At 40.6% G+C, this 15,478-nt stretch carries 15 protein-coding genes and 1 pseudogene; 12 read left to right on the top strand and 4 right to left on the bottom strand.

Annotation, left to right across the window (positions count from 1 at the left end; genetic code table 11):
• Window positions 1-79: 79 nt before the first annotated feature.
• Window positions 80-283: pseudogene (locus tag CXF95_RS24500) on the bottom strand (hypothetical protein); the annotation flags it as partial.
• 422 nt (window positions 284-705) lie between these two features.
• Here CXF95_RS24500 and CXF95_RS24495 point away from each other — a divergent pair.
• From CXF95_RS24495 to CXF95_RS24480, 4 genes are all read left to right on the top strand, one after another.
• Window positions 706-894, top strand: a complete 189-nt coding sequence (locus CXF95_RS24495; RefSeq protein WP_101201124.1) for a hypothetical protein — start codon at window positions 706-708, stop codon at window positions 892-894.
• Window positions 895-1,454: 560 nt separating this feature from the next.
• On the top strand, window positions 1,455-3,167 hold the full coding sequence (locus CXF95_RS24490) for a diguanylate cyclase (RefSeq protein WP_101201123.1): 1,713 nt from the start codon (window positions 1,455-1,457) through the stop codon (window positions 3,165-3,167).
• A gap of 191 nt (window positions 3,168-3,358) precedes the next feature.
• Complete coding sequence (gene lepB / locus CXF95_RS24485) at window positions 3,359-4,009, top strand: signal peptidase I (protein WP_101201223.1); 651 nt, start codon at window positions 3,359-3,361, stop codon at window positions 4,007-4,009.
• 381 nt (window positions 4,010-4,390) lie between these two features.
• Window positions 4,391-5,371, top strand: a complete 981-nt coding sequence (locus CXF95_RS24480) for an SDR family oxidoreductase (protein ID WP_101201122.1) — start codon at window positions 4,391-4,393, stop codon at window positions 5,369-5,371.
• Window positions 5,372-5,480: 109 nt separating this feature from the next.
• On the opposite strand, the gene CXF95_RS24475 is transcribed toward CXF95_RS24480, so the two are convergent.
• Window positions 5,481-6,320 (bottom strand): DUF2797 domain-containing protein, encoded by an 840-nt coding sequence (locus CXF95_RS24475; RefSeq protein WP_101201121.1) that lies wholly within the window; start codon window positions 6,318-6,320, stop codon window positions 5,481-5,483.
• A 437-nt stretch (window positions 6,321-6,757) separates the two neighbouring features.
• Here CXF95_RS24475 and hpf point away from each other — a divergent pair, with 437 nt between their 5' ends.
• From hpf to CXF95_RS24435, 8 genes are all read left to right on the top strand, one after another.
• Window positions 6,758-7,114, top strand: a complete 357-nt coding sequence (gene hpf / locus CXF95_RS24470; protein ID WP_101201120.1) for a ribosome hibernation-promoting factor, HPF/YfiA family — start codon at window positions 6,758-6,760, stop codon at window positions 7,112-7,114.
• Between the two features lie 192 nt (window positions 7,115-7,306).
• Window positions 7,307-7,621, top strand: coding sequence for an EF-hand domain-containing protein (locus CXF95_RS24465; RefSeq protein ID WP_101201119.1), 315 nt, complete (start codon window positions 7,307-7,309; stop codon window positions 7,619-7,621).
• A 131-nt stretch (window positions 7,622-7,752) separates the two neighbouring features.
• On the top strand, window positions 7,753-8,751 hold the full coding sequence (locus CXF95_RS24460; protein WP_101201118.1) for an oxidoreductase family protein: 999 nt from the start codon (window positions 7,753-7,755) through the stop codon (window positions 8,749-8,751).
• Complete coding sequence (locus CXF95_RS24455; RefSeq protein ID WP_232788021.1) at window positions 8,748-9,167, top strand: DUF2177 family protein; 420 nt, start codon at window positions 8,748-8,750, stop codon at window positions 9,165-9,167. The genes CXF95_RS24460 and CXF95_RS24455 overlap by 4 nt, the downstream gene beginning before the upstream one ends.
• On the top strand, window positions 9,164-9,583 hold the full coding sequence (locus tag CXF95_RS24450; RefSeq protein WP_101201117.1) for a hypothetical protein: 420 nt from the start codon (window positions 9,164-9,166) through the stop codon (window positions 9,581-9,583). Before CXF95_RS24455 ends, CXF95_RS24450 begins: the two co-directional genes overlap by 4 nt.
• 168 nt (window positions 9,584-9,751) lie before the next feature.
• Window positions 9,752-11,500 carry an ABC transporter transmembrane domain-containing protein gene (locus CXF95_RS24445; protein WP_101201116.1) on the top strand — a complete coding sequence of 583 codons (1,749 nt, stop codon included), beginning with the start codon at window positions 9,752-9,754 and terminating at the stop codon, window positions 11,498-11,500.
• Between the two features lie 193 nt (window positions 11,501-11,693).
• Entirely contained in the window at window positions 11,694-12,212 is a 519-nt protein-coding gene (gene def / locus CXF95_RS24440) for a peptide deformylase (RefSeq protein WP_101201115.1), read from the top strand.
• Window positions 12,213-12,280: 68 nt separating this feature from the next.
• Entirely contained in the window at window positions 12,281-13,528 is a 1,248-nt protein-coding gene (locus tag CXF95_RS24435; protein WP_101201222.1) for a lytic murein transglycosylase, read from the top strand.
• A gap of 98 nt (window positions 13,529-13,626) precedes the next feature.
• On the opposite strand, the gene CXF95_RS24430 is transcribed toward CXF95_RS24435, so the two are convergent.
• Both CXF95_RS24430 and CXF95_RS24425 read right to left on the bottom strand, forming a co-directional pair.
• Window positions 13,627-14,532 carry a hypothetical protein gene (locus tag CXF95_RS24430; protein ID WP_101201114.1) on the bottom strand — a complete coding sequence of 302 codons (906 nt, stop codon included), beginning with the start codon at window positions 14,530-14,532 and terminating at the stop codon, window positions 13,627-13,629.
• Window positions 14,533-14,537: 5 nt separating this feature from the next.
• Window positions 14,538-15,422 carry an IS1595 family transposase gene (locus CXF95_RS24425; protein ID WP_101197018.1) on the bottom strand — a complete coding sequence of 295 codons (885 nt, stop codon included), beginning with the start codon at window positions 15,420-15,422 and terminating at the stop codon, window positions 14,538-14,540.
• Between the last annotated feature and the right edge of the window lie 56 nt (window positions 15,423-15,478).

The following is a 15,478-nucleotide window of genomic DNA, read 5'->3' as shown; positions in this document are numbered from 1 at the left end:
TAATGTTTTTCTAGAATTTAGAACAAGTCCTTATCTCAATCACTACGATTGATATTCGTTAAACTTTCAAAGGGTAGATTTAGGCGTGTTTTAACAACGTTTTCGCTTTACCTATGCCTCGTATTCTTTGGTGTTGAGTATGAATACCAAATTGGCGCATCAGGTGTTCGCTGCCTACCGCTGTATTAATACGATGTTGAATACTGGTATGGTCTGAGGTTTCTGGGGTTTTGGCCATATTGGCGCGAATAGGATTTAGGTCTACATAAACCACCACCTTCAAAAATCTACGGTACACATACCCTAGTTCACTATTTTATCTATTCAACTATTTGTGGGTGTCTGCTTAGCAGCAGTAACCTTCAAAGCTCAGGTGATTTAATGGGTCCTTTTTAGCCATATACCACAAGGGTAATACGCAGCTCATGTTTCCATTTGTGCGAGCATTTTCAAATCCAACTTTTTGTTGATATTGCTCATTGGTGAAAGGCTTGTATGCTCTTATTTATATGAGGTTGTGAAAGATAGTAACCGGCTAGCAAAGTAAAAAGGTACTTACCAGCCATTTCTATCAATATTGAATTGAGGTTGACGACGGTCAAGATTTGGTCACTTATTATTTGAATCCAAGCTTTCATATTTGACGAATAAATAGCCACACCGTAGATTTAAAGCCCAATCTATTTCTAATCAAAGATGAAAATTATGTCAGGGTACTGCCCACCACCCGTTTTAGTACAAACTTGGCTTATGTTAATTAATTTAAGTTCTTCTGATGAAGCTAGAGACCATGCTAAAAGAATGATTAATAGAAACTTTGGCAGTGTTGATTTGGCAATCACTTATCTTGAGCAATCACAAAGCGATAATATGCTGGTAAAAGTGGGTATGTGACACCGATTTACTCCCTTCTTTACCGTACGAGGTCCGCTACAGTTAAAGGCTGCTTTTCGACAATCAATTTTTGCTGATCTGACTCGTCATTCACAGCATCAATAATACTTGGTCTTTTTCTAGAGGCTTTACTTTGAATTGGTTTAGCTCGGATGTTTGTTATTATCATTTCGTTGGATTAATCACTTGTCGATTGAATTTTAACTAGAGAATGAGAAGCAGCAAGCTTGATATTTTAAGCTGCTCTTTGTCGGTGAATCTTCCGCTTTAAATTTAAAAGCAGACTAAAGTACTACGCCTAGCGCCAGCAAAGCAGCAATATAAGCATAAAACAGGTTCGATAAGTCCCGGTAGAAGTTGAGTTATAAACGTATGTGTTAATTTCTTAAGTTAATGACATTGATGCGTCGTGGCGAAAAGGTTTCCGGAGCTTGACGGCCTTAGTCTGTAGCACATCGGTTAACGGTTTACATGTCTTTGGCGAGAAATTCAGTTACACTTAGGCCTGAAAAAAATAAGCATAAGGATAAGCATAAAAATAAAAATAGGTGTAGCTGGTTATGAAGTTATCTGTGAAAAAATTAATGGGCCCAATACTATACCCATTGATTTTTGTGTTATGTGTGGTCATTACCATGTGGGCTACATTGTCGTATATTGAAACCAACTCAAAACAAAACATTCATAAATCGCTGAATACGGTGTTGCAGATTACCCAGGAAGCACTGGAACTTTGGGTAAGCAATCGACTGGATAATTTGATCTACTTTGCAAAAGATCCATCGCTGGGTGACTTGAGCAAAACTCTACTCAATGAATATGACAGCGGCATAAGCAGTATGGACTCTGAGGCGCTGCAAAAAATCAGAGCTATGGTGAGTGAGAAAATGCGGCGTCATGATGACCTCGATTTCTTCATCATCGCCCCTGACAGGGTGAGTGTCGCCTCTAAACTGAATGCCAATATCGGCAGCGAAAATATCATCAATCAACAGAGCAAAGCTTATCTTGACCGAGTGTTTTTGGGTGAAACCCTGTTTATTAACAATGTCGTTGCAGATATACACTTAAAATCTATATCAGTAATAATGCCCAGTAAACAACACTGTATTTTTATCGCGACCCCAATATTGGATGAAACAAAAAATGTGATGGCGGCTTTGATAATCCGCCTCAATCCCATTACCGGTTTCTCCCGCATTACCCAGTTGGGCAGAGTGGGTGAGACCGGCGAGACCTACGCCTTCGACAATGAGGGGTGGCTCATCACCCCAAGCCGATTTAACGATCAATTAAAAGCGGTCGAGGCCATTGCTGACGATGGAAACGGCATATTATCCATTCGGTTGACCGACCCCGGTGGTAACCTGCTTAAAGGGCATATGCCCAAAAAATCCAAGGACAACAGACCATTAACACGCATGGCAGCTAGCGCCATATCAGGTGATAATAAGCCTTATCTTGAAACCTACCGGGATTATCGTGGCGTGCCTGTTTTTGGTGCATGGTTATGGAACGACAGATTAGGATTTGGTCTAACAACCGAAATCGACGGCAAAGAGGCGCTACACCCCTTAGAAGTGACACATATTGTGGTCATCATGGTGATGGTGGTGGTGATATTACTCACGATTGGACTGGTGTTTATCCCTTTATGGGTTCAAGCAAGACAGACGGAAGCTTTAAAAAAGTACAGTAACGACCTTGAAAAAATGGTGTCGGCGCGTACTTCAGAACTGGAAGAGGCCAATATAACACTTAAAGAATTGTGTGACATCGATCCACTGACCCAAATTGCCAACCGCCGTCTATACGAGCATACTCTAGGCGAGCTGATTGCTTTGTCTAAAAGAACGTCTCAAGTGATGTCCCTGATGGTCATCGACATCGACTTCTTTAAAACGTATAACGATAATTACGGTCACGACAAAGGGGATACCACCTTAACAGAAGTGGCTCAGACGATTTCGAACTCATTAATTCGCAGCACCGATTTTGTTGCACGTTACGGCGGAGAAGAATTTGTGGTGCTAATGCCCGCCACCGATTTACAAGGCGCTAAGATCCTAGCCAAACAAATCAAGAAAAATATTGATGCACGGGGGATAAAACACGAGTACTCCAAAGTGGCTGATATAATTACGGTTAGTATGGGCATCTCCTCTCTTAAAGGAGAGGCTTTGGACGAAAAAAAATTATTCAAACACGCTGACAATGCCTTATATCAAGCCAAAGAAAATGGTAGAAACCAGACGATAATCTTTGAGAAATAAGTCCCTGTCACGACTCGGCTAATAGCGAACTAAACAACGTAACAATGCCCAGGTGTCAGACTTCCACTACTTTGGCCGGTCGGCGTCAATTAGCTTTGCCAATTTTTAGACACAAAGGGTTACAAACTGCTTATAAACTTTCATCTATTTTCTCGGTCTTATACCTCACAACTCTTCCAAATGATTACACAATGAATATCAACATTTCATTTAATAAATTAGTAAAAGAAAACTGGGGTATTTTGCTTTTTACTGTTGTGTTATTTGCCTCACGTAGCAGTTTTGCTGATTGGTATGTGGTGCCTACTGGATCGATGTTACCGACTATTGTGGAAGGTGATCGGATTTTTGTAGATAAAATGGCTTACCGCTTAGAAGTGCCCTTTACCGATATTGAGATTATGCAAACCGGTCAGCCCAAAAGAGGTGACATAGTGGTGTTTAATTCTGAAAAAGCGGGTAATAGATTGATTAAACGCTTGATTGGAGAGCCGGGCGACAGGGTCGCGATGTTTGATAATAAATTGATTATCAATGGTGAACCCATCCTCTACGAAGACAACAAAAATACCCTTCGCAAAACCGAGTATTTAGGGAATGTTGCGCATCTTGTGCAATTTATACCCGTAGCTGAAGCCCGTGATAATTTTGCTGAAGTGATAGTGCCACAAGGGCATTATTTAGTGTTAGGTGACAACAGAAATAATAGTGCAGACTCTAGGTACTACGGATTTGTGCCAGCCATAGAAATTCAGGGCAAGGCGAATAAAGTGTTGGTATCTCTGGATCCTGAAAACTATTCTTTACCTCGTAAAGAGAGGTTCAATAAGCCGTTGATTTAGTTATAAAATATCAGGGTGGTTTGCTATTGATATGTTTTTTTAGAGAGCAAGCAAGATGTAAGGGGGGAATCTGCTCCCCTTAGTCTTTAAAGTAGTACAGTTGTCATGATACCCAGCTTTTATTCCCAGCTTATTCCCACCCTTGAAATTTCAAAATAACGTCTATGGTGTACAGCGTACTCTTTTTCGCCTCTTCTTTTTATCTCAGATTTAATGTTGCATGGGACCTAATCAACTGCGAGAAACTTAAAATAGCTATGGGTAATGTTTACCTATAGCAGATGTAAATGTAGCCAATCAGTACATTCCCATATACTGACTGCTATTACGACTCAATATGTCGAATAATCCACCCTAAACATTACCCAAAAAGGAATATTAATGAGAATATTTGGAATTGTCCTGCTTAGCATAACTTTATTCATCAGTTTCAATGGCAACAGTGCTCATCACGGTGACGCAAATTCGCATCAAAAAGCAGTCTTGGTGACAGGCTCCAACTCGGGCCTTGGATTAAGAATGACCCAAGAATTGAGTGAAAATGGCTTCTACGTATACGCTGGCGTTTTGCATAAAGACGAAATGAAAGCAATGAATGCGATGGACAATGTTACTGCTGTGCAATTTGATGTACGCAACCAAGCTGAAATTGACGCAGCGGTTACCTTCGTTGAAGCTCAAGGCCGCGGCTTATATGGGCTAATAAATAACGCCGGCATTAACGTTTTTGGCCCGTTGTTAGAAGTGCCAGTAGAGCAACTACATTACCAGATGGATGTTAATGTTTATGGCCCGGTGCGTGTAACTCAAGCATTTGCACCGCTGATAATCGAGAGTAAAGGTCGTATAGTCACTACGGGCTCTGTCGCTGGCATTATCACTCCCCCTATATTTGGGGCTTATAGTATGAGTAAACATGCAATTGAGGCTTTTAACGACACGCTTGCTATAGAAATGGCGCGATTTGATGTCAGCGTACATGTCATTGAGCCAAGTACCTATAAATCGAATATAGGCGTTGCGGCGAAAAAACTAATGGATGACGCCAACTATTGGACTGAAGACACTGCATATCCTCAAGAGCTTGCTTATCTGCTTGATGCTTTGACCAAAATGGACCAACAACCAGACCCAGCCCCAGTAGGTAAAGCGGCGCTAAATGCTATGCAAAGTAACGCACCTAAAAGTCGTTATATGGTTACAGGAACAGTGGCCCAAGCTGATCGAGTTTTGCGTCGCCAAATTAGCAAGATGTTAGAGCTTAATGATGGGCAAGTTCACCAATTTGATCGTGCAAGGTTAATTGAAATGCTTGATGAAGAAATCGCTAAAGGTTCAAAAAACAACCCTGCTGCAAAATAACCAGAACACTTAGCTAAACGAAATATTCCTCGCTGCGCACAGACTAATATCAGTGTGTTGCGCAGTATGAATAGATGTTTGGTTCGTATTGTTTTTATTGTGAAAACAGCTAAGCTATTTCAACCTGCAAATTATAGCCAGAATATTTGCGCATATTGATAACACGATCGCCATCCAGCATAAGATACTGGCCTTTAATACCCAGTAGGGTGCCTTCAAAGGTCAGTTCTTTATCTAAGTTGATAGACTTTACTTTTTCGGGGTATTGCTTAACGGGATAACAAATATCAATAGCGGGAGTATTGGTGATATCAATCGCTTGAAAGCCATATTCTTCAATGATTTCGTCTAAATCAGCTTCAACTTGCTCCAGTAGTGATTCTTTTAGCGCGGCTAAATCCACTTGTTCGGGCTGACTTTTGAGCATAGTGCGCCAATTGGTTTTGTCGGCAATATGCTCTTTAAATGCCATCTCAACTAAGCCACTGGTTAACCGGTTTTGTACCCGCATGATAGCAATAGCCTGAGTGGCACCTTGATCTATCCAGCGGCTAGACACACCATCACTAACATGGCGGGTAATACCTACTTTTATGGTACCGGTATTGGCTAAATAGACAAAATGGTCTGATAAACAGTTAGCTTCACCCCAAGCGGGCTCGCGGCAGGTCCCTTTTTCGTAGTGACACAGTTCTGGTTTGATAATACAGGTATCACACTGTGCTAATTTCATTAGGCAGCGATAACAGTATCCTTGATTAAAACTCTTTTTGGTTTTTGTCCCACAATGCACACAATGTATCTCCCCGCCATACACAACCTTGAGTGATTGGCCTATCAACGCATTCATATTAATTTTGTCATCGCCAATGGGCAGAGCATATTGCGCAATATTGTTTGAATCAGCACTCACACTCATCTTGCGGGTATTACCTTGGTACAAGGTCATATAATTTATCCAAGAATGGTCACAATAAAATATGGCAAATTTAACACAGACCCTTTGGGAAATAAAAAATATCAAACAGTATGATTTTTTATATTGATTTCTCCTTGTTTTTTGCTCATCTTATCCCAAGCTCTATGTGTAGATGTTGTTCTCTCATATGTTATGAGATTTTCATCAAAACGTTCTCAGTCAAGGCAAAAGCAGTGAGTTTTGGCTATCCAAATACACTGGTTTAACGCAGGATGGGGATGTTTTGAGGAAAACCCTTGAGGCTGGAGTATTTGTTCGCTTGATTTGTTTAGAATGACTAAACTTCAAGATGGGCGCCGCGCAATTAACGCGTTGCAATAAAAACAAATGATCTCAGTCTCGGCGATGTATGCGGGAGCTATACGCTCTCGACAATAAAAATGTAATCAGAGCAAAGAGGAAAATCTATGAAAATAAATGTTTCAGGTCATCATTGTGAAATCTCAGAGTCAGTTAAAGAAGATATTCATCAAAAGTTCTCTAAAATAGCCAGCCATTTTCCTACCCTTATCGCCATAGATATCATTGTGACTAAAGAGCACGGTGAGTTTAGTGCAGAGGTTGCCACTAAATATGAAGGGACCAGTATTGCGGTAAAAGGCAAAGGCGATGTGATGTACCCAGCTATATCCCAAGCAGGTAAAAAATTAGATGCAGCACTTAAACATCGTAAAGGACAGTTAAAAGGTGATTTGCATGAAAAACCCAGTGTTACCACCCCTGAAATTGCCCATGAAATTATTCAGGGTATGGATCTAACCTAGTCACACTTAACTTGCCCCGCGGGCTCAGGTTATTAACGTTAACCTGAGCCCCATTCCCGTTATCACGCTTTTACCCTTCCTTAGTTAGTTTGTTGCACATTTGTTACACATTATTTGCTGGTTTCTTGCACACTGTTTGTTTACATTTTCGGTAAGCTTTACCTGAATTTAAATCAACATGTAGGTCATATTATGAATTTTGTTAACAGTGTAAAAAAGAATGGATCGGTAAAGTTATTAACACTTTGTTGTTTGATTGGAATTTCTCTAAGCCTATCTGTACATGCTCAAGATCGCGGATCAAATGATAAGCCAGAACACGAACGCCCACAATTCTCGTCTTTAGATTTGGATGGAGATGGCACAGTCACATTCGCCGAGTTTGAAAAAAGTGAAGTGCCAAACGATGATTATGCCACTATTTTTGGTCATATTGATGCAAACGGTGACGGTGTCTTGACCGAAGCAGAATTTACCAGTCATAAGCCGCCACGACGCGAGAGATAGATATGTCGCGATAGATAAATATTTAGAATAGATAAAGCGACAGTTCATAGTTGTTTTATCTATTCGCTCTTCTTCGTGTTTTCTGTTTGGGGTAAGCTATTGACAGTCAGTCAATTTTACAAACACAACGGATGCCAGCTATCGATGTTTTAGCCCAGCTTAAACAGCATTTTGCGGACAACTCATTACATAAATTACAAACCGTGCAATCTCTTTGGAGTGGCTATGGGGATATTTCACGATATATAAGCCCAAGACTTAACACTACTTTTATTGTTAAACATATTTCACCACCCATCGAGCACGCTCATCCAAAAGGTTGGAATACGCAAACCAGCCATCAACGTAAATTGCAGTCCTATCAAGTTGAAGCCAACTTTTATCGAGATTACGCATCCTTATGTGATGATCATTGTGTGGTACCTAAACTGTTGGCAGCGTTTTCAGAAAACCAACAACAGATATTAGTATTACAAGATTTAGATCAAGCTGGATTTTCGCTGCGTAAAGACCAAACTGGAATGGCTGACGTGAAGTTAGGCATTAAATGGTTGGCCTATTTTCATGCTAGGTTTTTACAACAAGACAATTGTGACCTTTGGCCTGTCGGCACGTATTGGCATCTGGCTACACGTCAAGATGAGTTTGAGGTGATGCAGGCAGGTCAACTCAAAGATGCTGCTCAGACTTTAGATACCGCATTGAACCATGCCCGCTTTCAAACGCTGGTGCACGGTGATGCGAAGCTGGCTAATTTCTGTTTCTCTGATAACAATGGCGCTAACAGATTAGCCGCAGTGGATTTCCAGTATGTGGGTAAAGGAGTCGGCGTAAAAGACCTTGCTTATTTTCTAGGTGCTAGTCTTAATCAAGATGATTTATTCAAACATGAACAACATTTACTAGATGAGTATTTTTTGCATCTTAAAAATGCGCTTTATCACTACCAGATTAACGTGGATTTTATGCCATTACAGCAAGAGTGGCGCATGTTATATCCTTTAGCGTGGGCCGACTTTTATCGGTTTTTATTAGGCTGGAGCCCCGGCCACTATAAAATTAATGCTTACATGCACAGGCAAACCGATATAGCTTTAGCTATTTTAGACAACAGATTAGAAGCAAAATGAAAGCGAATATTTTAACTTACTTAACACTACTATTGAGCCTACTTATTCTTGATGGCATTTGGTTAGGTTTGGTTGCAAAGGACGGTTATCAGCAGGCGATGGGGCATATTATGCGAGAGCAGGTCATCATTTGGCCTTGGATTGTTTTTTATCTGTTGTACCCATTGGCTATTTTGATCTTAGCCATTAAGGTTCAACTAAGCACTCAGTCTAGATTTTACTTTCTCTGGCGAGGTTTTGTTTTAGGTGCAGCGGCTTATGGTACTTATAACTTAACCAACTATGCACTAGTGGTAAATTGGCCTCTTTCTATTACGATTAAAGACTGGCTCTGGGGCGCTATATTGACATCAATTTGTGCGATGCTAGGTGGACATGTGTGGTTAAAATACCCCCTTCAGAGCAAAACTAAATGATATCCAAGCAATCTAATGGTGCTCGACTAGTCAGTAATATTAAAAGTGCTATAGGCGCTAATTTATTACCTGGCCTATGTTTACAGCTGTTCGCTTTAACAATTGGATTAAGTTATTTTTATTGGCCTGCATCCCAGCAGACTTTTCAATTTTTTGCTGACTTAAAGGCAGAATATGGTGCTATGTATGCTGTCATTTCTACTTCTATATTCGGTGGTTTGCTGCCTTTTTTATATTTGTTTCTAAGTGGTAAAATTCGATTCTCACCTTTCATACAACTGCTTTTTTATATCAGTGTCTGGGCAGCGTTGGGTGGGATAATAAATGGATTTTATGGCTTTCAAATTCCGTTGTTCAATTTGGTGTTATGTTTTTTTGTGTTGATACTGGCTATTTTGAATGTGGATGAAAGATAGGCATACATATCATTACCTTGTTATAGGAACTGTTAGCATATTACTCAGTATAGAGTCGATAAATAAAGATCTGTAACAGTTTGATACTTATTACTTTGGCTGCCGTATCGAAATATGTCCCTCATGCCCCCATACTAATTCTTCTGCCAAAATTAAAAGAGACATACCTTGCAATCCCCTAAAACCAGCACCGTAATGAAATGGCTATTTGGGCAACTTCGTCCATACAAATCAAAAGTGGCTTTTGCCATTTCAGCATTAATTGTAGGCGCTGGATCTTGGCTGCTACTAGGTCAAGGTATTAAAGCTGTGGTGGATGAAGGGTTTATTGCCAACAATGCTGACAAGCTAGATCAAACGATGTTCATGGTCATGGGTATTGCCCTTGTAGGCAGCATTGCTGCTTATTTCCGATTTTACTGGATGATTTGGTTGGGTGAGAGGGTGAGCGCAGACATTCGTCAAAATGTGTATGGGCATTTGTTGACGTTATCCCCTGCTTTTTTTGCTAAAACGCGAACCGGAGAAGTGATCTCTCGTTTTACCGCAGACACCACATTATTACAGTCAGTGGTGGGAATGGGTTTGTCTATGGGCTTACGCTCATGTATTACTTTTATCGGTGCGTTATTTTTGATGCTCTTTTCTAGCCCAATGCTGACTTTATATGTATTAATTGCGGTGCCAATAGTGTTACTACCGATTAGAGTATTTGGCGCAAAAGTAAGATTACACTCCAAAAACAGTCAAGATAAAGTCGCAGATGTGGGCGCTTATGTAGATGAAACATTACATGAAATTCATACTGTGCAGGCCTATTCTCATGAAGAAATAGACAAGACATTGTTTCAATCTCGTATCGAAGGCGTGATGGGGGCTGCGCAATTAAGGATCAAATACCGGGCTTTGCTGGTGGCATTTATTATGGCTATTAGTATTATTGCTATCACGTCAGTAGCATGGATAGGTGCACAGCAGGTATTAACGGGAGAACTGAGTGCGGGGGAACTCACTGCATTTATGTTTTACGCGGTGATGGCTGGCGGTGCGGTGGCGACAATTAGCGAAGTAATTGGCGAAGTTCAAAAAGCAGCGGGGGCTAGTGAGCGTTTAATGGAACTGCTGAACACCCAAACCAGTATTCAGTCGCCGGTCTCTGCTATTGCGTTACCCAATCAAGTCAGTGGTGAGATTGAGCTACAAGATGTAAATTTTTATTATCCTCAAGCCGACACGGTTTCGGTGATAAAAGACCTGAATTTGAAAATAAAAAGTGGTGAGCGTGTTGCTTTGGTAGGTCCAAGCGGGGCAGGTAAGTCTACGTTGTTTCAATTATTACTGCGTTTTTATGACGTCAGCAGTGGTCAGATAAAATTAGAAAACAAAGACATTAAATTGTTAGATGTCACTGCATTGCGAGATCAATTTGCGTTGGTGCCTCAAGAATCTGTGATATTTGCCAGTAGTGTAAAAGATAATATTGGTTATGGTCGTACCCATGCTAGTCAGTTAGATATTGAAAACGCTGCAAAAGCGGCCCGTGCCCATGACTTTATTAGTGAGTTACCCCAAGGTTATGATACTAATTTAGGCGAACGCGGGGTGCGTTTGTCGGGTGGTCAAAAGCAGCGTATAGCGATTGCTAGAGCCATTTTAGCCAATAGGCCAATTCTGTTGTTAGATGAAGCCACGAGTTCTTTGGATGCCTCTAACGAGCAACATGTTAAATTAGCGCTAGAAGAATTGATGAAAGACAAGACAACCTTGATTATCGCCCATAGACTGGCGACGGTTATCAACGCAGACCGGATAGTGGTAATGGACAAAGGTGAGATAGTCGCCATTGGCACTCATCAAGAATTAGTGGCAAGTAATGCCCTGTATAGAGAATTTGCGCAGTTGCAGTTGGTGAGTTAAGAGCAGCATCGAGCTGCGAGTTACGAGCTACGAGCGAACAGATAAAAGCTAAAAGAATTTGAACCACAGAGGAAAATGAGATCACCGAGGACAAGAACAATAAGTTCAAATCTGTTTCTCTGTGTAGCGTCAGTGCTCTTTTTCCTCGGTGGTTTAAAACTTTTTTTATTCAATATTTAAAGGAAGGCAGTTTATGAAAATTGCGCAGGTAGGTGAGGAGATACTTAGGACTCCAGCTAGACAGGTTTCAGAGTCTGAGTTTGCTCAAGAGGCACTGGTTACCTTTATTGATGAGTTGTTGGCAACTATGCTTGAGGCTAACGGTATTGGCATTGCTGCACCACAAGTGTTTGATCCTAGAGCCATTATGATTATTGCTTCACGACCTAATCCTCGTTATCCAGATGCGCCTGATATGCAGCCTTTGGTCTTGATTAATCCGCGGCTTAAACAAAGTAGCGAAAATAAGGTCTGGGAGTGGGAAGGGTGTTTGTCAGTGCCAGGTTTACGTGGGCGTATTGAACGACCGGATTGGGTTGATGTGGCCTATTTTGACAGACAAGGAAAGGCTCAAAATATCAAGCTTGAAGGTTTTATCGCACGGATATTTTTACATGAGTTTGATCATTTAATTGGCAAAACATGGCTGGATCATATAACCAGTACAGAAAATATTATGGCGAATGACGTATGGGCGGCGAAATTTGCTTAACGATTTTTATTAAGTCGGGTAGCATAAAACTAAGATCAACAATTTCTAACACTTTTTGGATAGTCACATTGATTTCTTTTTCTTCATTTAAAACAGTTTTTATCGCCGCAGGCCTAACGTCTGTGGCTTTTATTTCTCACGCTCAGCAAAGTCAAATAACTGAACTGGAATCGTTTCCACAGTGTATTGAACGTTTACAGCAACTAGCTCGGAAGGCTGGGGTGTCTGAAAACACGACCGTAGATATTTTAGGGCATGTTAAACCTTTGCCAAAAATTCTAGGTTACGACCGCAATCAACCAGAATTTGTACAGACTTTTTCTGGCTATTTTTCAAAACGAGTGACTCATTGGCGGGTTAATAAAGGTCGTGAAAAATTAGCAGAACATCGTGAGTTTTTAGCTAAGCTTACCCAGCAATATGGTGTACCAGCCCATTACCTGATTGCATTTTGGGGGCTAGAAACTAATTTTGGGGGCATTAAAGGTAAAATCCCCACTATCCCTGCTTTGACAACACTGGCTTGTGATCAACGCAGAAGTGTTTATTTTTCTGAAGAATTAATACAGGCTTTGTTGTTGCTTGAGCGTGAAAATCTTGATGAAAAAGACATGATTGGTTCTTGGGCCGGCGCAATGGGGCATACCCAATTTATGCCAACAGCCTATATGAAATATGCCAAAGATGGTGATGCAGATGGCAAAGTCGACTTATGGAACAATGAATTAGATGCACTGGCATCTGCTGCACACTTTTTGCAAAATTTAGGCTGGAAAACCGGCTTTAAATGGGGTCGCGAGGTATTATTGCCCCCAGGTTTTAATTATCAATTAGCAGGCAAATCCCATCCGCAAACGTTGTCTTTTTGGTCACAGCAAAATGTAACGCAAGTGAGCGGTAAAACGTTCGATGATAGTGACTTAAAAGCAGCCATACTTGTTCCTGCTGGACATACTGGCTCTGCGTTTATGGTTTACCCTAATTTTGATGTGATCCTGCGTTGGAACAATTCCGAATATTACGGCATAGCAGTAGGCCACTTGGCTGACCGAATAAAAGGACAAGGTACGTTATCCAAACCTCTGCCTAAATTACCCAATTACACATTAGTCGAAATGCAGCAATTCCAAGAAAAACTGAATCAACTAGGTTTTGATGTAGGTGAGGCTGATGGCATTTTAGGTCCAGCCACACGCAAAGGTGTACGCGGATTTCAGGTGACTGTTGGTTTAATTGCCGATGGTTATCCATCAAAAGAAACGGTTGAAGCAGTGATGAATGCGCCTTTGAATATCGAAGCGGAAATAAATAGTTGAGAGTTTGTAAAGTATATATCGCACATTGGATCATCACTTAAATAGCAAAACAGGTAAGGAGTCATTAAACCTCTATCTGTTTTGTATTAGGGCATAGTTCATTTTTCAAAATCACTTAAATTGAGTTTGATTTCGTCTTTGTTTGTTCTATTGTCTGCTTCAATTAAGCCACTTTCAGAGCTGATAGGTGGCTTGTCAGTTTCAGGCGGATTTATTAAGCCTCTGTCAGCAACAGATAAATCATAACTGTGTTTGCCTACCTCAACACCTGTTTTGAAGGCTTGTCTTTGATGGATAGGAATATTTAAACTTACATCAATATCTTTGATTCTGTTAAAAGTTTCAAATCCGAGTTGATAAGCTTCGTCGTTTAAAGCTGCGTACTGTTTCATAGAAGCTTCTACTTGCCTAAGTCTAGCCATCTGCATAAATGCCTGTCGATCTTCAAATTCTTTATCTAGTTTTTTTTCTTTTGCCAAGGCAGCCTTATCCAACATGTCTAACACTTTTTTATTAGACTTGTCCATTTCCTGTAAAATATCATTCTGAACATAGGCTAAAAATATAGCCATTTTGTTGGGAGTACCACTGTTGTGCAACGCTATAACTATTGACACCTGCATTTGGACGTCAACATATTTGTTTTTACTCTCCCATTCACTTCGCTCTCCGAACACCCAACGTATTGATGCTAAAACAACGGCTTTTGTATAATTCGGTTGATCGTCATCGGCTAGATGTCTGGTGCTGACATCATCAAAAATAGGAAAAGTTACAACGGATTTGAGCGTTGAAAAATAACTTTTCCCAATAGGTTTATGAAGTACCGTTTTTGATAGCCAGAGCGGAGTGTTGTGGCTTGAAGCCGCTAATAAAGAACTTGAAATAGTGCTTGCGGTCAAAAGGAAGGCTACAGCACCAAGTTTAACAAGCGTTTTTTTGGGAATATTGGCTAGCTTCGAACTCTGATTATTAGTATTAATAAAATTTACATGCTTCTCCATTTAACTCAGGTTGATTTTAAAGGAGTATGAATAATTGCCAAGTTTAACAATCGATTAGGTATTTGTTTTTCCACAAAACGGCGATTATACCGATAACAAAACTCATTCAAGTATTCTTGTAAGTAATTACCCGTAACGCCATGAAACGTGCCCAACAAAAACGTTTTCAAATTACCTATCGCGATATGAACCCAAGGCAACCATTCGTCTACCTTTTCACTTGGCGTGACTCTTGGCTCATGTTGCTGTGTTTTATCTATAATATTTAACGCAGGATAAGCATCCGTTCTGACATGCTGATTAGCTAAAAGGTGATGTGATACAAATTCTTTTACTGTTTTAAAATTCACATTTTTAACCGCTTTCATTGCGATAAACCCTGCCTTTTTATGCTTGTTTTCACATGCTATGATAATGGGGGTTTTCCCTTCTGCTCCACGACCACGCTTGCCTTTGTGCTTACCGCCAACAAAGGCATCATCTAACTCTATTGTGCCCGACAATCGGTAGAGGCTATCCCTGTGTCCCATAGCCGCTCTCACTTTCGTTAACATAAGCCGAGCAGTCTTCCAATTCACTTCAATAAGCTTGCTTAGCCTTAACGCTGAAATACTGCCTTTGTCTGAGCCTATAAAATACAGTGCCCAAAACCATTTGAGTAACGGTAGATGACTACCATGAAATAAAGTACCTGACATCACCGATGTTTGCTTATGACAATGGCTGCATTCGGTTAATTCTCGGCAGTGAAGGTCAATCCCATTGTCGTGACCACATTGAGGACACATAAACCCATTAGGCCACTTCATTTCCTTCAGATACTGGAGACAATCTTTATTCGTTCTGAATTGCTGTTGCCACGTTAAAAAACTGGCTTCTGGCGTGTTCATGTTCGAACTCCCTTAAACTGTTTATTTTCATATACAGTTTAGTTCATGCCTGAGCA

Source organism: Paraglaciecola sp. MB-3u-78 (genome assembly GCF_002835935.1).
GTDB lineage: Bacteria > Pseudomonadota > Gammaproteobacteria > Enterobacterales > Alteromonadaceae > Paraglaciecola.
Note: the sequence above shows the minus strand (reverse complement) of the source record. Positions and strands in the feature narration are given on the sequence as shown.